The organism is Acinetobacter sp. YH01003, from assembly GCF_013420525.1.
Lineage (GTDB): Bacteria > Pseudomonadota > Gammaproteobacteria > Pseudomonadales > Moraxellaceae > Acinetobacter > Acinetobacter towneri.
Window position 1 is genome coordinate 1 of record NZ_VOXY01000023.1, and the last position, 23,545, is coordinate 23,545.

20 protein-coding genes and 5 pseudogenes are annotated in these 23,545 nt (G+C 38.7%); 11 read left to right on the top strand and 14 right to left on the bottom strand.

Annotated elements, in window-relative coordinates:
• Positions 1-417: DUF4113 domain-containing protein (locus tag FTT70_RS12610; protein ID WP_180168686.1), on the top strand; the 417-nt coding region annotated here is incomplete at its 5' end.
• A gap of 253 nt (positions 418-670) precedes the next feature.
• Here the strand turns inward: FTT70_RS12610 and xseB are convergent.
• A complete protein-coding gene (gene xseB / locus FTT70_RS12615) occupies positions 671-865 on the bottom strand; it encodes an exodeoxyribonuclease VII small subunit (protein ID WP_001058302.1) in 195 nt (64 codons plus the stop codon).
• On the bottom strand, positions 855-2,123 hold the full coding sequence (xseA, locus tag FTT70_RS12620; protein WP_000004127.1) for an exodeoxyribonuclease VII large subunit: 1,269 nt from the start codon (positions 2,121-2,123) through the stop codon (positions 855-857). The genes xseB and xseA overlap by 11 nt, the downstream gene beginning before the upstream one ends.
• A 216-nt stretch (positions 2,124-2,339) precedes the next feature.
• Here xseA and FTT70_RS12625 point away from each other — a divergent pair, with 216 nt between their 5' ends.
• Positions 2,340-3,644: a type II toxin-antitoxin system HipA family toxin gene (locus FTT70_RS12625; RefSeq protein WP_000816116.1), complete on the top strand. Its 1,305-nt coding sequence runs from the start codon at positions 2,340-2,342 to the stop codon at positions 3,642-3,644.
• A complete protein-coding gene (locus tag FTT70_RS12630) occupies positions 3,637-3,915 on the top strand; it encodes a helix-turn-helix domain-containing protein (protein WP_000361155.1) in 279 nt (92 codons plus the stop codon). The genes FTT70_RS12625 and FTT70_RS12630 overlap by 8 nt, the downstream gene beginning before the upstream one ends.
• A gap of 116 nt (positions 3,916-4,031) precedes the next feature.
• Here the strand turns inward: FTT70_RS12630 and FTT70_RS12635 are convergent, their stop codons facing one another.
• Positions 4,032-4,229, bottom strand: coding sequence for a hypothetical protein (locus FTT70_RS12635; RefSeq protein WP_096902802.1), 198 nt, complete (start codon positions 4,227-4,229; stop codon positions 4,032-4,034).
• Between the two features lie 207 nt (positions 4,230-4,436).
• On the opposite strand from FTT70_RS12635, the pseudogene FTT70_RS12640 reads away from it, so the two are divergent.
• A pseudogene (locus tag FTT70_RS12640) lies at positions 4,437-5,593 on the top strand (IS4 family transposase).
• 43 nt (positions 5,594-5,636) lie between these two features.
• On the opposite strand, the gene FTT70_RS12645 reads toward FTT70_RS12640, so the two are convergent.
• The gene (locus tag FTT70_RS12645; protein ID WP_096902794.1) at positions 5,637-5,939 is read right to left on the bottom strand and encodes a helix-turn-helix domain-containing protein; all 303 of its coding nucleotides are present in this window, start codon (positions 5,937-5,939) and stop codon (positions 5,637-5,639) included.
• Positions 5,932-6,289 (bottom strand): annotated as a pseudogene (locus tag FTT70_RS12650) (type II toxin-antitoxin system RelE/ParE family toxin). Before FTT70_RS12650 ends, FTT70_RS12645 begins: the two are co-directional and overlap by 8 nt.
• Positions 6,290-7,072: 783 nt before the next feature.
• Between FTT70_RS12650 and FTT70_RS12655 the strand changes: the two are divergent.
• Positions 7,073-7,402, top strand: coding sequence for a four-helix bundle copper-binding protein (locus tag FTT70_RS12655; protein WP_016658833.1), 330 nt, complete (start codon positions 7,073-7,075; stop codon positions 7,400-7,402).
• Positions 7,403-7,529: 127 nt separating this feature from the next.
• On the opposite strand, the pseudogene FTT70_RS12660 reads toward FTT70_RS12655, so the two are convergent.
• Positions 7,530-7,822 (bottom strand): annotated as a pseudogene (locus FTT70_RS12660) (type II toxin-antitoxin system RelE/ParE family toxin).
• Positions 7,812-8,057: a type II toxin-antitoxin system RelB/DinJ family antitoxin gene (locus FTT70_RS12665; RefSeq protein ID WP_000246755.1), complete on the bottom strand. Its 246-nt coding sequence runs from the start codon at positions 8,055-8,057 to the stop codon at positions 7,812-7,814. The pseudogene FTT70_RS12660 and the gene FTT70_RS12665 overlap by 11 nt, the downstream one beginning before the upstream one ends.
• 343 nt (positions 8,058-8,400) lie before the next feature.
• Between FTT70_RS12665 and FTT70_RS12670 the strand changes: the two genes are divergently transcribed.
• Positions 8,401-9,969, top strand: a complete 1,569-nt coding sequence (locus FTT70_RS12670; RefSeq protein ID WP_159124549.1) for an ATP-binding cassette domain-containing protein — start codon at positions 8,401-8,403, stop codon at positions 9,967-9,969.
• Positions 9,970-10,222: 253 nt separating this feature from the next.
• On the opposite strand, the pseudogene FTT70_RS12675 reads toward FTT70_RS12670, so the two are convergent.
• Positions 10,223-10,486: pseudogene (locus tag FTT70_RS12675) on the bottom strand (helix-turn-helix domain-containing protein); the annotation flags it as partial.
• Between the two features lie 185 nt (positions 10,487-10,671).
• Here FTT70_RS12675 and FTT70_RS12680 point away from each other — a divergent pair.
• Both FTT70_RS12680 and FTT70_RS12685 read left to right on the top strand, forming a co-directional pair.
• On the top strand, positions 10,672-10,938 hold the full coding sequence (locus FTT70_RS12680) for a DUF1778 domain-containing protein (RefSeq protein WP_004733309.1): 267 nt from the start codon (positions 10,672-10,674) through the stop codon (positions 10,936-10,938).
• Complete coding sequence (locus FTT70_RS12685; RefSeq protein WP_004733307.1) at positions 10,928-11,416, top strand: GNAT family N-acetyltransferase; 489 nt, start codon at positions 10,928-10,930, stop codon at positions 11,414-11,416. The genes FTT70_RS12680 and FTT70_RS12685 overlap by 11 nt, the downstream gene beginning before the upstream one ends.
• A gap of 75 nt (positions 11,417-11,491) precedes the next feature.
• Here the strand turns inward: FTT70_RS12685 and FTT70_RS12690 are convergent.
• The 6 genes and pseudogenes from FTT70_RS12690 to FTT70_RS12715 all read right to left on the bottom strand — a co-directional run.
• A pseudogene (locus FTT70_RS12690) lies at positions 11,492-11,821 on the bottom strand (recombinase family protein); the annotation flags it as partial.
• Positions 11,822-12,004: 183 nt separating this feature from the next.
• Entirely contained in the window at positions 12,005-12,904 is a 900-nt protein-coding gene (locus FTT70_RS12695) for a cation diffusion facilitator family transporter (RefSeq protein WP_005028603.1), read from the bottom strand.
• 86 nt (positions 12,905-12,990) lie between these two features.
• The gene (locus tag FTT70_RS12700; protein WP_096902762.1) at positions 12,991-16,131 is read right to left on the bottom strand and encodes an efflux RND transporter permease subunit; all 3,141 of its coding nucleotides are present in this window, start codon (positions 16,129-16,131) and stop codon (positions 12,991-12,993) included.
• The gene (locus FTT70_RS12705) at positions 16,121-17,350 is read right to left on the bottom strand and encodes an efflux RND transporter periplasmic adaptor subunit (RefSeq protein WP_016658777.1); all 1,230 of its coding nucleotides are present in this window, start codon (positions 17,348-17,350) and stop codon (positions 16,121-16,123) included. Before FTT70_RS12705 ends, FTT70_RS12700 begins: the two co-directional genes overlap by 11 nt.
• 1 nt (position 17,351) lies before the next feature.
• The gene (locus FTT70_RS12710; protein WP_035269736.1) at positions 17,352-18,677 is read right to left on the bottom strand and encodes a TolC family protein; all 1,326 of its coding nucleotides are present in this window, start codon (positions 18,675-18,677) and stop codon (positions 17,352-17,354) included.
• 48 nt (positions 18,678-18,725) lie between these two features.
• On the bottom strand, positions 18,726-19,139 hold the full coding sequence (locus tag FTT70_RS12715; RefSeq protein WP_225530251.1) for a cation efflux protein, CzcI-like: 414 nt from the start codon (positions 19,137-19,139) through the stop codon (positions 18,726-18,728).
• Between the two features lie 1,033 nt (positions 19,140-20,172).
• On the opposite strand from FTT70_RS12715, the gene FTT70_RS12720 reads away from it, so the two are divergent.
• From FTT70_RS12720 to FTT70_RS12730, 3 genes are read left to right on the top strand one after another with little or no spacing between them, the layout of a single operon-like run.
• Positions 20,173-22,038, top strand: coding sequence for a copper resistance system multicopper oxidase (locus FTT70_RS12720; RefSeq protein WP_104988058.1), 1,866 nt, complete (start codon positions 20,173-20,175; stop codon positions 22,036-22,038).
• Entirely contained in the window at positions 22,025-22,363 is a 339-nt protein-coding gene (locus tag FTT70_RS12725) for a hypothetical protein (protein ID WP_004897649.1), read from the top strand. The genes FTT70_RS12720 and FTT70_RS12725 overlap by 14 nt, the downstream gene beginning before the upstream one ends.
• Positions 22,350-23,294: a copper resistance protein B gene (locus tag FTT70_RS12730; RefSeq protein WP_154320112.1), complete on the top strand. Its 945-nt coding sequence runs from the start codon at positions 22,350-22,352 to the stop codon at positions 23,292-23,294. The genes FTT70_RS12725 and FTT70_RS12730 overlap by 14 nt, the downstream gene beginning before the upstream one ends.
• Positions 23,295-23,545: the final 251 nt, after the last annotated feature.

Sequence of the window (23,545 nt, forward strand, 5' to 3'; positions counted from 1 at the left end):
GGATGTGTCATTGCTTTTGTGCAATCGAATCCTTTTGATTCAAAGGTTCCCTATTACAGTAAATCGTTGGCTTTTGAGTTTCCTGAACCGACGGATTGTGTTTTGGATCTGATTAAAACAGCTATGCAACTGCTGGAACACATTTATAAATCTGACGTGAAATATAAAAAGTGTGGTGTAATTCTGACGGATTTAATTGCTAAGCAGCGCTTTACTCCTGACCTGCTGACGGACCACAGCCAGCGTGAAAGTAATGAAAGCCTCATGCAGACTTTAGAAGCGGTACAGGCGAGATATGGGAAAACTAAATTAGCTGTTGGCAGCTGCTACTTGCCACAACGAAAGTGGTCCATGAATCGTACCCATTTGACCCAAAACTATTTCAGCTGGCAGGGATTATTAAAGATCAGCCATTAAATTAATTAGCCTCACCTATTTGGTTTAAGTCAGCTTAATGAAGAACTCGACACATAAGCCGACACAGGCTTGATCCTCAGTCAACCATTTAACAACGTAAGTATGTTGTTTGGGATCCATGTAACACCTCTCGAGGAAAAGGTGGTTAGTAATAAAACTCTGCTCAAGCAAATTTATTGGGTTAACTGTCAGTTTTCACCATCTCATGTCCTTTATTTCTAGAACATTCTAGACTTTTCTCGACCTAGAATTTTTATTCTTTAAAGGTGTCATTCAACGCCTGTTGCACAGCATCAATACGTAATTTGCAGGCTTTATAGGCAGTCATGGACTCTTCAACGATCGCCATAAGGTTATCAATATCCGGTTCTTCCTGAGATTCAAGAAATTCGGCATTTTTCTTGAGAATTTCATAACCTTTCTTGAAACTTAGTTCTTCATTGTTCATGTGCGTTTACCTGTGTCACGGTGGCATCAATGGTGCCATCCTTAAGTTCAATCTGTAATTGCTGGTCAGTAATCTGCTGTATGGAACGGATGGCTTTGCCTTGGCTACGGACAATTGCATAGCCCTTGGCCATCACATTACGTGGATTCTGTAGCAAGGTTTCCCTCATCAATGACTCTACCTGCTGTGAAGCTAGTTTAATCTGTTGTTGAGCAAGATACTTAGTATCACTCTTCAGCATATCAACTCTACGTTGGGCTTCATTGATCTGGTTCTGTGTCAGAGTTTTGATAGTTTTCAGATACTGATCACTCTGGCTCTGGTAGGTGATCAACTGGTGCTGTGACAGTAGCTTGATGGTCTGCAAAGCAGTACTAACTTCATTGACTCGCTCCACAATCAGGTTACGGATCCCTGCGATCACTTTACTCGGAGTATCAAAGGAACGGTGTGCAATTTCATCCAAAATAGTGTGGTCTTTCTCGTGGCCAATACCGACCCAGATAGGCACAGTTCTTTTACACAGCAGTGCGGCCAGATCATAATCATTCAGGTAAGCTAGGTCATTCACGGCTCCACCACCACGGATAATCACAATAAGGTCTGGTGCTATCAAGTAATCTTGAGCCCACTGTCTTAAGGCACGGCCCAAAACCTGAATGATGCTGGCAGAAGCAGTATTACCCTGAAAAGTTGCTGAATGATAAACGAAATGGCAGACACCAGCCTGAGCCAGGGCATCCGCATCTTTTTTAAAGTCACCTAACCCTGCAGCATTTTCCGGTGCAATGACCAAGACATTCTGAATATCAAAGGGTACCGGCAACTGTTTATTGTTATTGAGCAGGCCTTCCTCAGTCAGTCGCAGCAGAATCTGCTGATAGCGTTTGGCGATGTCTCCTAGAGTAAAGCTAGAGTCGATATCTTCGATATTGACCGAGAAGCCATATTGCGGATCAAATCTAGCTTTGACCTTGATCAGTACATTCAGGTCTTTCGACAGTTCAATACCACTTTCTCGTTCAAACTTTAGAACTATTTTTTGTGCCGTAAATTTCCAAATGGTGCCTTTACAACTAGCGATCACCTTATGGCTTTCTTCATCTTTCTCAGCCAACTCAAGATAATAGTGACCGCCTTTAATACTTAAATTACGGATCTCAGCCTTGACCCACACTGCCCCATCAAAAGTCAGATGGATGACTTCCTGTACAGTGGCAAGGTATTCACTAAGGCTGAGTTGTTGACGTTCTGACATGATGTAAAGGATAGCTAAAATATAAGGAGGTGAGATTTAACCTAATATTGATCAATTCTACTGCAAATCAGATGAGTTTATTGCAATTTTGAGAAATGTATAAGTTCTTCTTAGACACCTAGAGTGATCATTGAGATTTTTAGTTTAATTATACTTTTATATTAAAATAGATATATAATCAATAAAATCATTATATTTTACTATTTTAATAAAATTATGAAGCAATACTGTACACTGCAAATCTACCAAGACTATGAATGGCATGACTGTGCTTTGGTTGAGGTTACGGATGATCAAAATGCTGGATGGCAGGCAGCTACACGTACATCATATTTGTTCGAATATGCTATTTCATATATGGATCTAAGAGATGGTCATGCGCTTGCTTATGACTTACCAGTGAACGTTCAAAATAGATTGGAATCAACTTGGCCAGCATTTCTTATGGATCTATTACCTCAAGGATACGGCCGCAAAGAATTACTAATACAGCTTGATTTTTCTGAGAATGTTCAGGAACAAGCGGACTGGGCGCTTTTAAAAGCAGGCGCAGGAAATCCAATTGGGAATCTGCGAGTCAAAGAGGCTCATGAGTGGTTACAAAGTCATTTCCCAAAGCTGCAGAATCAGGGATTTAGCCTAAGCCAAATTATTGAACGTAAAGAGAAGTTTATTGAATCGCTCGCATCTTATGGACTTTTTATTGCTGGTTCATCTGGTATTCAGGGTGAGTGGCCAAAATTGTTGTTAACACAAGGTTATGATGATCTTTTCTATCTAGATCATACTCTTCCAGATGATCAAGTTAAGCAGCATTGGTTGGTTAAATTTAGCCGCGGCAGTGATCAAAATTTGAATAAAATCCTGATGAACGAAGCTTTGTATATGAAAGTCGCTCAGTACTTGCAACTACGTGTACACCGGGATCTTGAGCTACATGGCAAGACTTTGTTTATTCCAAGATTTGATCGCAAAGTAATTAATGGCAAAGTTGAAAGAATTGCTCAGGAAAGCCTTGCATCTCTAGGTGGGAAGGCGGGCTTTGGGGTTAGAATGACCCATAATCAAATATGTACCCTGCTTATGGAGGCTTGTACCGAACCAAAGCAGGAAGTATTTGAGTATTTGAAGCGTGATCTCGCAAATGTTGCCTTAGGCAATAAAGATAACCATACTCGCAATACAGCAATCCAACGCTTCAATAATGGTAAAATTCAGCTCACACCATTATTTGATTTTGCGCCAATGTGGTTACATCCTGATGGTATTGCACGTACTACTCGTTGGGAAAGAGATGATCATGGTGGTATGCCACTTTTGAGTTCTGTGATTGAGCAGATAGCTGAAAGCACTTCGATTGGTCCACAAGAAATTAAAACTTTATTAATTGAACAGTTACCAATTTATCGGGGATTGTTAGAAAAGATGCAGGCTCTTCAAGTAGCGGATGAAATTCTGGAAAATAGCCAATATCGAATAATCAATATTTGCCAGCAGTTGGAGGAGATCAGCCATGGATAAACGTTTTAAACCATTGACCCCTATTCAACAAATGGAAAAAAGACTATCTGTGCTTGAAACCATCAATAATCATCCAGACTGGTCTTTTTATCAAGTTGCTCGATTTATTCGAACAGAGCTACATTTAACACTGAATGATATGGCTAAAATTACTAAGATTGCGCCACAGACACTGCAAAAAATGGAGCAACCAGGGAGCAATCCTACTTTGAAATCCATGCAGAAATTACTCGATACTTTCGGTTTACAATTACAAATAAAAGTTAAATGATTTTTAATTCTGAGCCATCGGTTTTTCTAAAATCTTATCCGTTTAAGGATACAAAGAGGAAATAAACAGGCTCTAGGTTGTTTTATGATTATTTTTAGACAAACGACTCCAAAACCTTATGTAGCAAGGGTTTTGTCTCTACAGTAATTAATTTGTTTTTGAAAAAATGGAGTAGAGTGTTTGAAATATGAATAATCGAATTCGGTTTCTGTAAGCACAGTAATTTCATCTGCATGTGCTTTATATTCATCTATATTTTCGAGTAATTCATCCTCTGAGAATGGGAGTTTTTTTTGATTTTCAGTGTCGTTCATAGAGTCATATCCTGAGAAGTTATTTAGATCATCATAAACCAGACATTTTTAATGGTGAGAATACAGACACTTTAAATGGTTTCTAACACAAAAAAGGGAGCTTATAGCTCACTGCTGTCCCATAGTTTGATTTAAATAAAAAAACCTGAGTCTGAATCGTTAAAATATAAGTGCGAACCAACACTTTAACGACCAAGGACTCAGGTTTTGTCATATCAGAATACCGTATTTCATCAATTGATTAAACCCATACTCCGACAAGATTTTGAACGTCTTGTTCAAATACATCATGTCGGTCAGAAATTTAGAGCCGCTTCAAGATGGGATCAGTTCATTGCCATACTGATGTCTCAACTTTCCTGCAGACAAAGTCTGCGGGATATTCAATCTAATCTAGAGTGTCAACAAGAAAAGCTGAATGCTCTCGGAGCAAAGTCTATCACCCTCGCAGTACACTGGCTCGAATCAATCAGGAACAGCCTGCAGCCTTGTATGAACAGCTATTTTACACCTTGCTTAAATCTTATGAACACTCAAAAGTAGCTCATAAATTCCGCTTTAAGAATCCCTTATATTCCCTGGATGCCAGCCATATTGATCTGTCATTTTCCTTATGTGAATGGGCCAAAGTGCATGAATCCAAAGCCAGCATGAAACTTAGCGTTGGCTTAAATTACAGCAATACCATTCCTGAATTTGTGGCGCTTGGGGATGGCATTGAAAATGATATGGTACAAGGCAGAGCATTCAAATTTCCTGCTGGCAGTATTGTCGTATTTGACAAAGGATATATTGATTATCAATGGTTTGCCCAATTGACTCATCAAAAGGTCAGTTTTGTCACCCGATTGCGCCCAAAGACAGTTTATCAAGTGAAATCTAGCCGCAGCGTATTAGCATCTAAAGGTATTATTGCGGATGAATGGATTGAATTAAGTAGTGCTTATGCAAAGAAAAGAGGTGCTCCCAAATTATTAAGACGTATAGAATTTTATGATACCGATAAGAACAGGACGTTTGAGTTTCTGAGTAATAACTTTCATCTGGCAGCATTAACGATTGCTGCAATTTATAAAGACCGTTGGAAAGTGGAGCTGTTCTTTAAAGCACTTAAACAGAATTTAAAATTAAAGTCATTTCTAGGCCGAAGCCGTAATGCCATACAAACTCAAATTTGGATCGCGTTAATCGCCTATTTGCTGGTGAGTTTCGCTCAACATCTGGGGAAAGAAGGCTGGACAGTGCAGCGCTTACTCAGAATCATTCAAGTGAATTTGTTTGAAAGAAAAACGTTAAAAGCTTTATTCTCACCCGATAAAATCCCCATTAAACAAGAGGAAGCTTATTTAAGCTTCCTCTTGTGAAAAATTGTGGGACAGCAGTGGCTTATAGCTACCTTTTTTATCGTTACACATTAAATCCTATATGTTTTCCTGTTGGAAGCTCCACATCAATACGGAGCTTACCACCCATTGCCTCAACATACTTTTTCATGGTTGAAATCTTTAAATCATTACCACGATTTTCAATTGCTGAAAGTGATGGCTGTTTTATTCCCAAAGTTTCAGCAAGTTCTTTTTGGGAAATCTCTAACTCTTCTCGAATAAGATGGAGCTGAGTCTCTAACAGTAGCTCATCAGCCATTTTTTTAATACGTGCTTGGCTCTCTGGAGAGCGACTAACCAATAATTCCTGTAAGGTTTTAGCCATTAGATTGTTCTCCTAGGGTTGAGAGATGAAGTTCGTATTGCTGTTCTGCAATGTCCAGCATCTCTTTTATAGAAACGCTTTTTACCGCCTTTATCACCGATGCAAAGCACAATGGCCTGTCGTAATGGATCAAATGCAAAAAAGGCTCTAAGTGGTTTACCTCTATGCTGAACGCGTAGCTCTTTCATATTGGTAAATTTAGAGTCATACACGGTATCCACTAAAGGGCGACCTAAGCTAGGTCCCTGCTGCTGTAGAACGACCAAAGCTGCGAGGACTTTCTCTTGTGTTGATTCATCTTGCTGCTCAAGCCACTCATTAAACAGATCTGTTGTGATGACTGTCCACATATCACAACCAAAATATAGATTATAGTCTATATTTTATAGTGAACTTAGTCAGTTTTCAAATGGTAATAAAAAACCCCGACATCCTGTCGGGGTTTTTCGTGTTTGGTTGCAAGGTATAACTTCTGTCGTACCTAACCATCCTTGTGCTGATCTTTCTTATTCTTGTTGTTTGGAGCTTCCTGCTTTCCTTGACTACATCATAAGAAATAAAGCTTTGATCAGCTAGAAGCAGATTCCTTAAATTACTGTACGTCAAAGCGTACAAAAATGGCTTAAAAATAGCCCCAGAGTTATCCCCATAAATTGTGGATTTTTTTCAGGTTGAAAGCCTTATAGATTGTAGGTGATTTTCTGTTTTGAGTGTTTTTTGAGCAAAAAATGTTGGCAAAAAATATCAAAACCGCTCATAAAAAAGCCGACTTGTTTCAAAATCGGCTTTTTGTGCATTTTTAGATTTTTCTGGTTTTATTAAGTATCTGATATTTATATTAATATACAAGTGTATTGCGTATAACCACCATTATGTTAAATAGAGGGAAAATCTATTTTTAAAGTGATAAAATTATTGCAGTTATTTTAAGAATAGCTGCTTTTGATACTTGATCATCTATCCTAATTAAAAACTGTTTTTTAATAATTTGGAATATAAATAAGATTTAGTTAAAATTAACATTATTCATATAAATTAACATTATGTATTACATTTACTAATAATTTAAAATAATTAGTAGAAAAAAATTATGTTTTAATTATTTCTTTGATTATATAAGTTGAGAGTAAAAAATGATTAATACGGAATTTTCAAAGTGTATTTCTGCATGTACAAACTGTTCACTTATTTGTACTGAATGTGCAACTTCTTGTTTAAAAGAAAAAGATTTAGAGATGATGCGTGAATGTATTCAACGTTGTCTAGAATGTGCAGATATTTGTCAGTTATGTGTGCGTATGCAACAACATAACTCACCTTTCCTCAAAGAGATTTGTGAGCTTTGTGCTAAGATCTGTGAATATTGTGCGGAAGAGTGTGAAAAACATTCACATGATCATTGTAAAAAATGTGCTGAGGCTTGCCGTCAGTGTGCAGAAGAATGTCGAAAAATTGCCATGTAAAATACTTCAATAATGTTAATTATATGCTCTAGACTAACATAATCATTCTGCTAGTCTAGAGCCTTTCCTAAAATTAACATAATACACCTTATACGAAGCCAAAAATGGGAGCTTTAAGCTCCCATTTTTAGTCTTTAATTCGCTTTTTCGCTTCGTCATAAACTATGCTATCAGCTCGTTTTCCGACGGTAATGAGCAGGATAACTACCTGATCATCTTTAACTTGATAGACAAGTCGGACACCAGCTTTTAATAATTTGATTTTATAGCAACCTGCAAGATCGCCTCTAAGCATATTCTTTGGAATATGTGGCTGCTCTATGACTTTGGCTAGTTTCTTTTTAAATTGATCTCGTATAGCAACAGGGAGTTTTCCCATTCTGCTGTAAAGTCCTTGTGACGTAAAAGCTTATAAGTCATCTAATGTGACTTCCTCAAACATCTCTTTAGGATCATTAATGCGCTTACGGACAAGAGCTAATAATTCTTCATCTTCTTCCGAAAGCAAAGCTTTTTTGACAGGCAGTTTCCCAGTCGTAGCAACATACTCAAGAATACTAGTGAAGAAATCAGTAGGTGCAATACCTTGCTCTTTAAGGATTGAATAAGATTTTTCTTTAAGGGCTTCATCGATCCTGAAGTTAACAGTAGCCATCATATTTCCCAAGTATTTAATGTACTAGGAATATTGTAATGCAAATTGCATTACAAGTCGACTTCGCATAACAGCCATTATGTTAAATAACTTTTAGAAGCTTTAGTACAAGCTTGACAGATTGTCTTATCATTATAAAATAACCTTATTCAAATCATCCTCCCAAGAGTAACGCCAATGAAGTAAGTCATTTTCTCATCATTATTTTTAAACTTTTGATGTGCAAAATAGATTCTACTTGTGGCTATATATTCTTGGTCTCTACTTTATATCCTAAATAATATATTGTTTTTTATAAGTTAATCTTCACTATTTTGCATATCCTCTACATGAGGAATTTTTTATGCAACATGCATGTATTGCTTCAAACTTAAATTTAGAATTTTCTACACAGAAAATGTTTGATCAGCTAAACATTACGCTTTTATCAGGACAGGTTTCTGCATTAATTGGACGTAATGGTTTAGGTAAATCCCTATTGTTCAGAATATTAGATCAAAGCCAAGCTTTAGATATTCATTATAGTGGTCAAGTTTCATGGAATATCCAACATGATTATTTGGCACAATTAGAACGCCTTAATGCTGAAAATATTGCACAAGCATTAGAGGTAGATCATTTACATCATGCTTTTCGGCGTATAGAGAACAATACAGCTAGTTTTGATGATTATGAGTTAGTTGAAAATACCTGGGATTTACCACAAAAATGGCAAAATATACTTGAAAATGCTGACTTACCTACGGATTTGAACTTTCCAACAGAAAAACTGAGTGAAGGACAAAAAACAAAGCTGGCTTTATGTCGTTTGTTTTTAAAAAAGGATCACTATCTACTTTTAGATGAACCAAGCAACCATTTAGACTCAACATCTAGACAATGGTTAATTGAGAGTATTTTGGCACACCCTAGTGGTGTATGCCTGATTAGTCATGATCGCCAATTACTCAATCAAGTCCAACATATTTATGCTTTAACTGAATTAGGCTTACAACACTACAAAGGTAATTATGAGCATTACATTCAACAGCATCAGCTACACATGGATGCATTAACTCAGTCTATTAATAATGAGAAAAAAGAATTAAAGCAGTTAAAACAACGGCAACATGATAGCTTAATGAAAGCGAATAAACGTCAATCTAAAGGCAATGAACTTCGTGATTCTAATTCTCAAGCAAAGATTTTTCTAGATTTCAAAAAGGAAAATGCTGGACAAAGCTTAGGTAAGCTACGTGCCCAACAAACTCGACAAACTGATGATTTGAAAAATAGTCTGATTAATAGGCAGACCATTGTAGAAAAAATCAAAGCTCAGAAGTTTGAATTCCACTTACAGAGTACGAAGCAAGGAGAGATTTTAAGAATTCATGATTTAAAGCTACCCCATACAGCAACAAATAAAATTAATTTTGCATTGAAAGCTGGCGAAAAAATCCATCTTAAAGGTGCTAATGGAATTGGTAAATCAACCTTATTGAAATTGATTTCTACCCATCAACGTGATGATATTTTCTTTAGTGGAACATGTTTGTATTTAGATCAAAACTTTAGTTTATTAAATAATGATTTATCCGTAATCGAAAACCTTGCACTTTATAACTCCAATCTTACTGAAGTTGAGTGGAGAAATTTGTTAGGTCAGTTACGTATTCGTCGTGAAAAAGCTTTATTAAAACTATCAGAACTGAGTGGTGGTGAAAAATTGAAAGTCGCATTATTAGCAATGAGTCACTATCCTGATGGTATTGATTTATTATTGCTTGATGAACCAGAAAATCATTTAGATATTGAGTCTAGAGAGCTTCTATCGCAGGCTATTAGCCAATATCAGGGCGCTGTAATTTTAGTTTCACATGATCATTTTTTTGTTGAACAGTGTGAAATATCTGAAGAGTATTTAATTGAGTAAAATGACATTTTCAAATATATAGATTTATTAGTTCTACTAAAATTAACATAATACACCTTATACGCAATACTTTTTAAATTGTGTTATAATTCAATGTGTTGATTTCAGTTTTATAGCCCACTCACCCTCGAATGGGCTTTTTTTATGATTGTTCACGTTCCACGCCTATTCTTTGATCAATGTTCCACGGTTTTATTTAATGTTGCTGAACAATCAATGGATACCAGTAAAGCCCTTTAGGTCTTCTGTTGCTTCAAATATAAAGTCTATCGATGACATTTTCATTTTTCAAATAGCGATAGACAGCCTGTCTGCTAATACCAAAAGCTTTAGCTAAATCGACTTTCGATGGATATTTCCCTTCTTTCCAGGCGTGTCGTAAAGCTTCAGCCTGCTCTTGATTTAACTTATGGACTCGACCTTTATATTTACCTTGAGCCGCTGCAATCTTAATCCCTTCTTTTTGGCGCTCTAAAATAATCTCTCGTTCAAATTGGGCAAAAGCCCCCATAAGTTGCTGAGTATTCTTATGTAAACCTACCAGTTATTCTTATTCAAATCCTGCCACTCATTTTGGATAGTAGTAGGCCATTGATTTTCTATTCAAATAATTCAAAACAAAATATCCAAATTTGAATCTTGAAGCACAATCTTAATCTGCTATAATTTGTACATCAAATTGATGTACTTGTTGGGTGGGATATGACTAACTTAGCAACGGAACGAATTAATATTCGTTCAACAGTAGATGCAAAAAATGTAATTGAACAAGCTGCGAATTTATTGGGACTCAGTGTAAGTTCCTTTATGCTTCAATCCTCATTTGAAAGAGCAAAAGAATTACTTAAATCTAATTATGAGTTAAAAGTAAATAATGCTGATCGAGATATGTTAATGAACATACTTGAGAACCCACGCCCTGCAAATGATGAGATGAAAAAATTAATGAGTTTATTAGATGAAAATTGAGGTTTTACAAGCCCATCATCAGAAAAAATCATTTAATTGCGGGCAAGATGATTTAAATAAATTCATAAAACAGTATGCATCCCAACATCAGAAATCAGGAACAAGTAAAACGTATGTTGCTATTGATGATGATCTACAAGTGAGAGGGTTTTATTGTTTATCCAGCACATCCATAGGATTTGATGTAGTTGATACTGTGCTTACTAAACGATTACCTCGTTATCCGCTCCCTTGTGTAGTTGTAGGTCGCTTTGCCGTTGATCAAACCGTTCAGGGGCGAGGAATTGGGAAAGTGCTTTTAGCCCATGCTCTTAAACAAGTTTCAACAGTTGCTCAAATTATTGGTGTTAATTTTGTTGTAATACATGCTAAAGATAAAAAAGCGATGGAGTTTTATCAGCGTTTCGGCTTTATTTCATTAACATCAAATCCATTAACATTAATATACCCAGTGAGTGAAATACCTAGTTTCAATTGAAAGTGGTCTACTAGCAATAGGAGTGACTGGTAAACTGCTTACAGGAATTAGTGGCTGATTTATCCAATAATCTGCAAGTTGCAACATCAAATTATCCATCGGGGTGGCCTGAGCCGTAAATGTAATATTCTCTTTCACAAACTGAATAGCCACTCCCCTTTTTACAAGCTGATCAACCTCAGTCACTAAATCTTTAAGACTCCTAGCGAAGCGATCCATAGAGTGCACAACAATCATGTCACCTTCACGGACATAGCTGAGCATTTCCTGAAATTTAGGACGGGCTGTATTTTTTCCTGAAGCTTTATCGACAAATAATCGGTCTACTTCAATTCCCTCAAGTTGGCGTCCAATATTTTGGTCAATAGAGCTGACTCTGACATATCCAACTTTATGACCTTTCATATTGTTATCTACTAGATGACTATTTCTGCTTATTGTAACTAATGAATCTTAATCTTAAAAGTTACATGTAACGTATGTATGAATTTCATTTAAATGAGACATGTATTTTACAGCTTTCACAGTGTAACTTTAGGGTATACTTTAAAGTTACACAAAACATCTATATGAAGACTAAAGTCCAAATTAGTGTTTATGTTGGTTCAATGTATTACATTTCGTATTTTCTATTTGTAACGTAATTTCAGTAATATTATGATTATGTTTTAGAACTTCTAAGGCCTTTTGATAGAGTTGATCTGTATTGCTATTCGGAGCAACCAAATGAGCAGTTAAATGAATATTTCTTGAGGATATAGCCCAGACTTTCAACTGATGAATCCCTTCAACGCCCTCTAGCTTCAATAAATCATTTCTTAACGACTCAATATCAATCTCATCAGGAACTCCTTCAAGCAGAATATGAATACTTTGTTTTAATAAAATCCAAGTTCGAGGTAAGACCCAGAAGCCAATTAACACAGCGATTACGGTATCAACCCACATCCACTGGGTAAAATAAATAACTATTCCTCCGATAATCACGCCTATCGATCCTAGAGCATCACTAAGAACTTCTAAATATGCACCTTTTATATTTAGACTTCCTTCAGCACTAGCAGAAAGGATTTTCATTGAAATCAAATTTATGACCAAACCAATGACCGCGACAATCATCATTCCAACACTTTGAATTTCAGCAGGATTCGTAAAACGTTGATAAGCTTCATATACAATATATATTGCTACCACAAAAAGCATCACCGCATTAAACAGAGCCGCTAAAATTTCAAATCGCTGATAGCCAAAAGTTCTTTTATCATCTGCGGCTTTTTTACCAATTTTGATAGCGGCAAGAGCAATAGCTAAAGCGGCTACATCAGTAAACATATGAGCTGCATCAGATAACAAAGCCAAACTTTGGGTAATAAAAGCAGCGACAACTTCTACTATTAAAAAAGTAGTCGTTAAACCTAAGGCAACCATTAACTTCTTACTATTTTCTTCAGTAACAACCGCATGGCTATGATCATGATGTTCTGACATAAAATATTTTCCTTATTCTATTTATGATGAGCAGAGATATTGGATAACAGCCAATATCTCTGCTGTAAATCGACTAATCTATTGGATTAAGAAACTTTCTTTTCATTTATCCAACGATAAAGCACGGGTAACAGCACCAAAGTTAGTAATGTTGAAGAGATAATCCCGCCAATCACTACGGTTGCCAGTGGCCGTTGAACCTCAGCCCCTGTTCCGGTTGCCAGCGCCATTGGTACAAAACCCAGTGAAGCCACACAAGCTGTCATCAACACTGGTCTTAAGCGCAAAATAGCCCCTTGCCACACGGCTTTATGCACTGGATATTTGTCCCTTAATTCCTTAATAAAGGTCAGCATTACCAGTCCATTGAGGACTGCAACACCAGATAAGGCAATAAAGCCAATTCCAGCTGACATCGATAATGGAATATCCCTTAGCCAAAGGAACAGCACACCACCGGTCAAGGCAAAGGGTACCCCGGTAAAGACCAATAGACTTTCTTTGACATTGTGAAAGACCGCCATCAGTAAAATAAAGATAGTGATTAAAGCCAGTGGAATCACGATTTGCATCCGTGCTTTGGCTGAAGCCAAATTTTCAAACTGACCGCCATATTCTATCCAATAACCACTTGGCAAAGTGTATGCTTTGAGCTGTGTCTGTACATCAGAAACAAAAGACCCTAAATCACGCCCTTCAACATTCGTTGTAACCACAACTCGGCGTTTACCATTTTCTCGACTGACTTGGTTGATTCCTTCAATGGTCGAGACTTGCGCGACATCCGACAATAAAATACTGCCACCATTTGGAAGCTGAATAGGTAACTGGGAAACAGATGCGACACTACGGTCTTGCTCTCCAAGACGGATAACAAAATCAAAACGACGATCGCCTTCTAAAATCTCTCCCACGCTTTGTCCACCAATACTTGCAGCCACCACATCCTGAATAGATTTCACACTCAAGCCATACTGGGCAGCTAAAGCTTTATCAATCTCTACATTGAGTAAAGGCAGACCCGAAGTTTGTTCAACTTTCACCGCACTGCTACCTGCGACTTGCTGAATGATTTTCGCGATTTTTGCAGCCTCAGTATTCAAAACCTGCATGTCATCACCAAAAACCTTCACCCCCACATCACTGCGTATACCTGAAATCAGTTCATTAAAACGTAGCTCAATAGGCTGAGAAAACTCACTGTTATTGCCGGGAATTGTCGCAAGATAAGCTTCCATTCGGGTTCGAAGTGCATCTAGGCTTTCTTTTGAATCTGGCCATTCCTCACGTGGTTTCAGCATGATATAACCATCGGAAATATTCGGTGGCATCACATCTGTCGCCACTTCAGCAGTCCCGGTACGGGCAAATATAGCTTTAATTTCGGGAAAGTTTTTCAGTAAAAGCTTTTCGGTATTTTCCTGAATACGTAAAGACTCTTCCAAGCCTGTGCTTGGAGAACGTAATTGCTGTACCGCAAAATCACCTTCACTCAGCTGGGGTGCAAACTCACTGCCAATCTTCGTGCTGAGCAGACCCGTAATGACCAAGAGACAAATGGCAAAAGTTAAAACCACCGCTTTGTAATGATAGGCTCCATCCAATATCTGTTGATATCGGGTTTTGAGCCAGATCATCCAACGGCTTTCCGTTTCTTTGATCTCCCCTTTAACCCATAAAGCAACTGCAGCGGGCACAAAGGTGATCGATAAAATAATAGCTGCCACCAGTGCGAGAACAACGGTTAAAGCCATCGGATGAAATAGTTTTGCTTCTACACCACTTAAAGCAAAAATCGGCAAATACACCACCAAAATAATAAGCTGACCAAAAATAAGAGGACGACGTGCTTGGCGGGCAGCCAGAAAAACTTCCTTAAAGCGTTCACTTTGTGTGAGAGGTCGTTTTAACAGTTGCTGTGTATGGGCTAAACGCCGGATACAGTTTTCGACAATCACCACAGCACCATCGACAATGATGCCGAAATCGAGTGCACCTAAACTCATCAGATTGGCACTGATATTTTTCTGTGCCATCCCGGTTAAGGTAAACAGCATAGAGAGTGGAATGACACAGGCAGTAATCAAGGCAGCACGGATATTCCCTAAAAACAGGAACAGAATGATGATGACCAGGATTGCTCCCTCTACCAAGTTTTTCTGAACGGTTTTAATCGCCTTCTCAACCAAGGTAGTACGGTCGTACACCGTTTCAATCACTACCCCTTTAGGCAAACTATTCTGAATATCTTGAAGCTTGGCATCCACAGCTTTAGAAACAGTCCGGCTATTTCCACCCATCGCCATCATGGCAATCCCTAAAACGGTTTCTTTGCCGTTATAGGTTGCCCCACCGGTTCTTAAATCATGCCCAATAGAGACTTGCGCAATATCACCAACCCGAATTGGGCTGCCATTTGGGCTACCCAGCATGGTGTTCTCAATATCAGAAAGCCCATTGAATGTACCCGGTACACGTACCGTCAGTTGCTGACCATTGTCTTCAATATAACCTGCACCTCGGTTCTCATTATTTTGCGCTAAAGCCTGTTGCAGTTGTTCTAATGAGATATTCAGTTGCTGCATCCGGTTTAAATCGGGAGAGACCACATAGGTTTTTTCAAAACCACCAATACTGTTGACCTCTGCAACTCCCTTAACACGTTGCAGTTGAGGACGCACAATCCAGTCCTGAATCTCACGCAAATCCATCGGCGTGTATGCAGTTCCATCCGGCTTTTTCGCATTCGGATCTGCCTTCAGTACCCATTGATAAATCTCACCGAGACCCGTAGAAACGGGGGACATCGTCGGTGCGATTTGTGCAGGCAACTCAGATTGCGCCTCCTGTATCCGTTGGTTAATCTGCTGACGGGCCCAATAAATATCAGTCCCATCTTTAAAGACAATGGTGACTTGAGAGAGTCCATAACGGGATATGGAACGGGTAAGCTCCAGATCCGGAATGCCAGCCATGGCATTTTCAATGGGATAGGTAATCCGCTGTTCGACTTCAAGCGCAGTAAAACCCTTGGCTTGAGTATTAATCTGGACTTGGGTATTGGTAATATCGGGTACAGCATCAATCGGGAGTTTCTGATAGCTATACACCCCGACCGCAATCCAGGTACAGACAAAGAGCAACACCCAAATCGCATTTTGTATGGAAAACTGAATGATTCGTTCGAATAAACCTTCTGGTTTTGGCAGATCAGAATTAATGTTCATGGCCTGCCTCGTCTTTTTCTAATTCAGATTTCAACAAGAAACTGCCTTGAGCGATATACTTCTGCCCTTCAGTCAGCCCAGAAATCACTTCAAGCCATTGTCCATCACTTGAAGCCTGCCCCAATTGCACTTTCTGTGCTTTTAAGTGGACTTGACCTTTTTGTTCTGAATCTACGATGAAAATACTGTCTTCACCTTCAATACTTTGCAGCGCAGACTTTTGAATCCGAAGGGCTGATTTTGCTGTAGCTTCCGGAATCAACACTCTCACTAGCACATTAGAACGCAACTCAGTAGCTTGCGCATCGAGTTTTGCGCGCACCACCAGACGCCCTGTTTGTACATCTGCCTGAGAGGTTAAGCTTTGTACAGTAGCTTTATAGATTTGATCTGAATCATTCACTTTAAAGTCAATTTTTTGCCCGGCTTGCAGTTGACCTGAGAATTGATTCGGCAAATTAAACTCAAGCCATAAATCTTTCAGCTGTTCAATGACAAAGAGCTGATTAGCCAGTTGCACATTTTCACCGACCACAATATCTTTTTGACTGATCACCCCAGAGATCGGTGCTTTAATCAGAAAACGCCCATTGTTATTGCCACTTGCACCTAATGCATTTAAACGTGCTTGTGAGGACTGGACAGTAATCTGCGCTTGACGGTAGGCATTTTCGGCACGCTGGTAATCCTGTTTGGCAGAAATCCCCTGTGACCAGAGTTGCTGTTCGCGCTGGTAATCTTTACGGGCCAAATCCAGATTCACCTGTGCCATACGCAGATTTGCCTGTTGGTCGATCAGTTCAGGCACGATTAGTACAGCCAGCGTTTGTCCTTTTTGCACGCTCTGTCCTAAAGCCACATTGACCTGCTCGACATGACCACTAAAATTAGGCGATATATGCGCTTGTTGATCGGTATTCACCACCAATTTACCTGGCAGGGTTGTCAGCTTTTCAACCAATCCTGTGGATGCAACAGCAACTTTTAAACCTTGTTCAACCATTTGTTGGCTGGTCAGTTGTATTTCGCCTTCTTCAGCATGTCCTTCTTCAGAACTATCTTCATCAGAATGTTCGGCATTTCCCTCATCATGACCATGCCCCTCAGATTCAGTTTTTTTTGAACTTAACCAAATAACCAGACTGACCAAGACCGTAATCAGAATCAAAATTGCAATCATGAGAGACTGGGATATTTTTCCGTTTTGCTTGGCGTTCATTTTATCGTGCTCCCCCATTGATTAAATTTTGCGATGCTTCGACTGCCTTTTTATTCAGTTGTGTATAGGCATCCGAACGGCTAATTTCTTCATAACTTGTGCCAATACTGAGTGCCTCAGCTGCGAGGGCAGTTTGCCAAGCTTGACGTAGAATTTGTAATTGACCCAATCGAAGATTCTGCAGTTGGGTGGTTGCTTGTTGAACGTCGGTAATGGACAGTTTCCCTGCCTGAAACCCTTGTAAAGTACGGCTCTGAACTTTGGTCGCCAAAGTAACTTGTGCTGTTGTGGCATCGAACTGGCTACGTAAACCTTTGAGCTGATGCATGCTGTTGGCAATATTGAGTATTTGTTGCTTCAGCTCACGCTGCTGCTGTTGGTTCAGCAATATTTGCTGTTGCTGGACCATCGGGATCGCATATTGCTGGCGGTTGAAAATATTCAGTGGAATAGCCACGCCGATTGCCAAAGTCGTATCGTTGCTTTCATTAGGGGTTTTGCTACGTTTCATGCCTACATTTAAAGTCGGATTGGGACGTGCCTGAATTCTTAAATTTTCAATTTGATGATCCGATTGCTGAATGTTCAAGGCATAGAATTTTTCTAGCCACCCTTCAGCAATATACCGTTGCACAGTTTGGAGACTTTGCTCTGGCCAAGGGATAGCGGTTTTATTCAATTGAAGATGTGAAGATGTTTCTCCCCCCCACAAATTAGACAGCTGACGACCGGCAGCTTGTTTATTCAGCATCGCTTGCTGATAAAGTCGTTGGATTTCTAGCGCTTCAATTTGGGTACGCTCAAAATCAACCAGGGCAATACTGCCTGCCTGATAGCGTTTCTGGGCACTGTCCAGATTGGCTTTACTTGTTTTTAACTGTACTGAATAAGCAGACTGCTCAACCTCAGCAAGTGCAAATTGCGACCATGCAAATTTAACAATCAGTTGGCTTTGTGCCTTCCATAATTGCTGTTGCAATTGGATTTGTTGATTCGAGGTATTGGCAATCACCCGGTTCAGCTTACGCTGACCAAATAGATCTAGAGGTTGACTAACGCCAACATTGAATTCCTGTTCTTGACCTGAGCCAAAGCCAGACTGTTCTAAACTTATACTTGGATTCTGCCATAACCGACTTTGCTGAATATTCAATTCAGATATTTGCTGAACTTGTTGCCACAGCTTGTCTTGAGTCTGGTAACTTTGTACTTTTGCTAAAGCGGATTCAAAGCTGGTAACGTTTTCAGCATAGCTATATTGCATAGCCGCTGCACATATACAAGCAACCAAGCTATGACGCAAGAGTATAATTGATTGTGAAGACATGATTTTTCCCACTTATTTAAATAATAAAAGTGGTGGGAATGTTTTAGGCTACCCCACCATGAGCGGGGAAAATTCGGGAGGTGGGCTTTGTTGAAACAGGTCAGGAGCCTGATAGCTGTTTTTCCAATGAAATTGTGGATTCACTTTAACTTCAGAGCTTGGATGAAACACATCTACTTTTTCATTTTGTACAATCAAATGCGTCATCGATGGTAGATGATCTTGATGATCTTCACCGATTTCTAAATCGCTACTGAATGTTTTTATGTTTTCTGACTGTCCATTATGATCGTGTTGACGACTATCGCTGGCACACAAGGTATTTTGGTGATGACCAAAATGATAACTCTGCTGTGATTGAGGCTGTTGTTCATGGACACAAAAGGCCGCCGCCACATTCCAAAAGCTTTGGAACATGAACAATCCAACCAAGACTGTAATCCATGTAGTAGAACGCATCATCATAACAATCGAAAAATTTGTACCAAGTATAAGGCTTAGAGCCACTCCAAGGTCAAGCTTAATAAATTAAATTAAACATTCAATGAACACTGAATAGCCGGCACTTTTGCAAATTTACCTTGTCTCTATAAGCTCACATCAATTTCAGGTAAGAATAACAATAGATAGTGAACCGTACCGGGTTTGTCGGAGACTTTTTATTTAAGTTAGGCCACCGGTAATCCTCCCATAAATAACCGAAGTTAAAAGTAGAGGTACACATAAGTTAAAATTTTATAGAATTGCTTGAGTTCAAAATCTCTAATTAGCATGTATTGAAAACATGAATATTTATCTAAAAAGAGAACTATTTAACATCATGGCTGTTATACGCAATAAAAAAACCTGGGCACCAACCCAGGTCTAAAATTTAAAAAACAGATAAATATCAGTGCAATAAACTCATTTTTCTAATTTCGCATAACGTGTATTATGTTAATTTTAGAGAAACTACTAAATTATATTGGGTTGTAAATATTTGAAATTCCGTTAAGATATTTTGGATTAAATTCTATTCCTAGATAGCATTCGTGTTGACTCATCTCTCCAAAAAACTTTGGTTTTGTTTTCTTATGGTTTTTGCCATAGGATGGAGTAGTGTGTCTGTTGCATCAGTAAAGATAATGCATATCAATATGCAAACTGAAATGAGCCAAGATCATTGTTTAGATCAAGCACAGCAAGTCACTCAACATGGTATTAATCACGAAGTACAGACGAATACCGATTGCCATAATCATTTAGCTCTTAATCAGAATATAGATCACAAAAAGTGTCAGGAATGTTCTAGCTTATCCTGCCAGACACAGATCTCATGTCTTCATTCTTTGCAAAGCTCGCTAGATCCCCTAGATACCTTCTATTCTATAGATCAGCCTAATTTTTATTACCCCAACCAATATCTAAATGGGTATTGGCAAGAAATTTCACGTCCTCCTAAAACTTAACCATTTTTTTTAAAATTTATTTATTTTTCAAAAATTAAGGTTAAGTTATGTCTCATAAAATTAGTTCGTACCTATTAGCAGGTATTTGTTTTGCATCGTCGCCTTTGGTTTTTGCCGAAGTGCGTGAATATCAGCTTGTTATTGATGAAGCAGTGGTCAGCCCAACTGGAAAGCCTGTAAAGCGCATTACCGTAAATGGTCAATTTCCTGCGCCTTTGCTTGAGTTTGAAGAGGGTGATGAAGCCATCATTCGCGTGAAAAATAATTTAAAAAACCAAGATTCTTCTATTCATTGGCACGGACTGTTGTTGCCGGGCATTATGGATGGTGTACCGGGATTTAATGGTTTTAACGGTATTAAGCCTCAAAGCGAGTATGTTTATAAATTCAAGATTCGCCAAAGCGGGACTTATTGGTATCACGCTCATTCTAAAGGACAGGAACAGGACGGCTTATATGGTTCTTTTGTGATTTATCCAAAAGGTAAAACACCATTGGCAGCACATGAAAAAGCTGAACGTGACTATGTGGTGATGTTGTCAGATTTTCATGAAAAAACCAGTGATCAAATTCAGAAAGATCTTAAAATTTCAGCTGAATATTATCAAGATCAGCGTGAAACCTTGGGTGATGTTTGGAAGCAGGTTAAACGTGATGGCATAAAAGCGACATGGTCTGACCGCAAAATGTGGAATCAGATGCGTATGCTAAAAACCGACATGTCGGATGTTACAGGTTATACCTTCCTCATTAATGGCAAAACACCTGAACAAAATTGGACAGGAATGTTTAAACCGAATGAAAAAATTCGCCTACGTTTTGTGAATGCATCTGCGATGTCTTTCTACGATGTCCGTATTCCTAACTTGAAAATGACTGTGGTCAGTGCTGATGGTCAGCCTGTAAAACCTGTTGCTGTGGATGAGTTTCGTATTGGCACAGCTGAAACTTATGATGTGATTGTGGAGCCAAAAGGCGGACATTATCAAATTGAAGCTGAGTCAATTGACCGTTCAGGCTATGCGATTGGTACACTGCACAATGAACTAAATCCTATGACACATGGCATTCATATGCCTGCACCACGTCCACGCTCACTTTTGACCATGGAAGATATGGGACATGGTGGTGGTGATCATGCAGGAATGGATCATTCGAAAATGAACCACGGCAATATGCAAGGCATGGATCACTCGAAAATGGATCATTCAAAAATGAACCATGGCGATATGCAAGGCATGGATCACTCGAAAATGGATCATTCAAAAATGAACCATGGCGATATGCAAGGCATGGATCACTCGAAAATGGATCATTCACAGCATGGCACAGCAAAACCACAAGAAAATGATCAAGTGGTTTATGGTTGGGCAAATGCATCTACACCTGCGGGCAATAAAGCCTTGCAATATAGTGATTTAAAATCTTTAGAACCGCAAAAAGATACTCGTGAAGCTAGCAGTGAATTAGTAGTGCGTTTGGGCGGTACTATGGAGCGTTATATTTGGACGATTAACGGTAAAAAATTCAGCGATGCTGAGCCATTAAAAGTGAAGTATGGCGAGCGTATCCGTATCAAATTTATTAATGACAGTATGATGGCGCACCCCATGCATTTACATGGCATGTTTATGCAGTTGGAGAATGGTCAAGAGTCGGTAGATATGCCGAATAAACACACATTGATTGTACCACCGGGTAAAACAGTCACTGCTTTATTAACTGCGGATGAGTTGGGCGAATGGGCAATCCATTGTCATTTGTTGTATCACATGAGTGCAGGAATGATGAACAAGTTGATCGTGGCAAATGTTAGCGATGAACAAGTGTCTACAACGCCAATTCAAGGTACAAATTCGACTCAAACTCACCAAGTAACTGAGCAAAAAGGAGCTGGACATGCACATCACTAATTTTGTATTTAAAGCGTTTTTTTCTGTTGCGGTATTGAGTTTAACAAGCTTAAGTTTGGCGCACGAAGGGCATCATTCAACTGCTCAGACTGATGGAAAAAATGTACCATCAATGAATCATCAAGCGATGTCTGAGATGGATCATTCACAGCATTCTCCACAAGAGCATGCACAACACATGCAGATGATGGGGAAAATGAATCATGCTGCACATTCAGCACCGATGAACCATCAACATGCAGGTCATCAGCCAATGCATCACAAATCAACAGAGAAACAGCAAGATCAAAAAGTACAGAAAGGAGATCAACATGCGCACCATTAATCTTTTTTCTAAAACTGTTTTAGCAAGCTCTTTGTTGATGGTCAGTGCAGTGAGTTTGGCACATAATGGTGAAGATCATAGTGCGCCTGAAAAAATGACAGTTGCTACATCTTCTAGTCAAAATCAGCCGATGCAAATGGATCGCTCTCAAATGAACCATAGCCAAATGAATCAGGCACAACATCAGGCAACATCTACGGTTAATCATTTACATCATGTACCAGATGCGAATGCTCAGCAGAGTTCGCATTATGATCATCGCTCAGAACACGGTGCGCAAATTTATGCGATTACGACAGTGGACAATAAGTGGCTTGTCAATGAAGATGGCACAGGTGATTTAAAGTCAGAGTTTGAAACCCGTATTGGCACAGATGAAAATAAGCTTTTTATTAAAATTCATGCCGATAAAGAAGAATCGCATGATGCACATTATGATGCCAAACTTTTATATAGCCGTATGATTTCAGACTTTTGGGATGCACAGATTGGTGCACGTTATCGTAGTGAAAAAGTTGAACTCAATGATCATCGCAAAGACACCGAAGAAAATGTTGATGCGGTGATTGGCTTACATGGTATGGCGCCATATTTCTTTGAAACTGATGCTTATCTCTATGCGGGAGAAGACAATTATGCGGGCTTTAGCCTAGAAACGGAACGTGATTTTCTGATTACGCAAAAGTTGATTATTCAACCTTATTTAGAGTTGGATGCTATCTTTAGTGATGACTCTAAATATGCGAAAAAAACTGGTTTAAGCAGTGCAACCGCAGGGTTTGAAACTCGCTATGAAATCAGTAAAAAGATCATGCCTTATATCGACATTGCCTATGAGTATTCAAAAGGTAATGATGAAACGTCGTGGCAAATAGAATCAAACTCTGAGAAAGGTTGGTTATATGGAGCTGGTGTTAGATTTAGATTTTAATTAATTTAATGATTACTAAATAGCTTTATTTAAATAAAACTCTAGCTTAATGTGGCCGGAAGCAAAATGTTAACTTATTTTGCTTCCTTCCATTTAACATAATGGCTGTTATACGAAACGAGAGTGTAACTCCAAAATAGAAATGTCCGGTTTCTCCAAAGTAAAAATGTCCGCTTTTAGAATATGCGCTGTTGCAATTTTCTTAGCGGACGGTTTGATATGTTGGTGTCTATGTCGGATAAAGAACTTAA

Excerpts from the sequence above, each read along its gene's own strand:
- xseB (WP_001058302.1), bottom strand. The coding sequence starts at position 865 with ATGAACAATGAAGAACTAAGTTTCAAGAAAGGTTATGAAATTCTCAAG.
- xseA (WP_000004127.1), bottom strand. The coding sequence starts at position 2,123 with ATGTCAGAACGTCAACAACTCAGCCTTAGTGAATACCTTGCCACTGTA.
- FTT70_RS12625 (WP_000816116.1), top strand. The coding sequence starts at position 2,340 with ATGAAGCAATACTGTACACTGCAAATCTACCAAGACTATGAATGGCAT.
- FTT70_RS12630 (WP_000361155.1), top strand. The coding sequence starts at position 3,637 with ATGGATAAACGTTTTAAACCATTGACCCCTATTCAACAAATGGAAAAA.
- FTT70_RS12635 (WP_096902802.1), bottom strand. The coding sequence starts at position 4,229 with ATGAACGACACTGAAAATCAAAAAAAACTCCCATTCTCAGAGGATGAA.
- FTT70_RS12645 (WP_096902794.1), bottom strand. The coding sequence starts at position 5,939 with ATGGCTAAAACCTTACAGGAATTATTGGTTAGTCGCTCTCCAGAGAGC.
- FTT70_RS12655 (WP_016658833.1), top strand. The coding sequence starts at position 7,073 with ATGATTAATACGGAATTTTCAAAGTGTATTTCTGCATGTACAAACTGT.
- FTT70_RS12665 (WP_000246755.1), bottom strand. The coding sequence starts at position 8,057 with ATGGCTACTGTTAACTTCAGGATCGATGAAGCCCTTAAAGAAAAATCT.
- FTT70_RS12670 (WP_159124549.1), top strand. The coding sequence starts at position 8,401 with ATGCAACATGCATGTATTGCTTCAAACTTAAATTTAGAATTTTCTACA.
- FTT70_RS12680 (WP_004733309.1), top strand. The coding sequence starts at position 10,672 with ATGACTAACTTAGCAACGGAACGAATTAATATTCGTTCAACAGTAGAT.
- FTT70_RS12685 (WP_004733307.1), top strand. The coding sequence starts at position 10,928 with ATGAAAATTGAGGTTTTACAAGCCCATCATCAGAAAAAATCATTTAAT.
- FTT70_RS12695 (WP_005028603.1), bottom strand. The coding sequence starts at position 12,904 with ATGTCAGAACATCATGATCATAGCCATGCGGTTGTTACTGAAGAAAAT.
- FTT70_RS12700 (WP_096902762.1), bottom strand. The coding sequence starts at position 16,131 with ATGAACATTAATTCTGATCTGCCAAAACCAGAAGGTTTATTCGAACGA.
- FTT70_RS12705 (WP_016658777.1), bottom strand. The coding sequence starts at position 17,350 with ATGAACGCCAAGCAAAACGGAAAAATATCCCAGTCTCTCATGATTGCA.
- FTT70_RS12710 (WP_035269736.1), bottom strand. The coding sequence starts at position 18,677 with ATGTCTTCACAATCAATTATACTCTTGCGTCATAGCTTGGTTGCTTGT.
- FTT70_RS12715 (WP_225530251.1), bottom strand. The coding sequence starts at position 19,139 with ATGATGCGTTCTACTACATGGATTACAGTCTTGGTTGGATTGTTCATG.
- FTT70_RS12720 (WP_104988058.1), top strand. The coding sequence starts at position 20,173 with ATGTCTCATAAAATTAGTTCGTACCTATTAGCAGGTATTTGTTTTGCA.
- FTT70_RS12725 (WP_004897649.1), top strand. The coding sequence starts at position 22,025 with ATGCACATCACTAATTTTGTATTTAAAGCGTTTTTTTCTGTTGCGGTA.
- FTT70_RS12730 (WP_154320112.1), top strand. The coding sequence starts at position 22,350 with ATGCGCACCATTAATCTTTTTTCTAAAACTGTTTTAGCAAGCTCTTTG.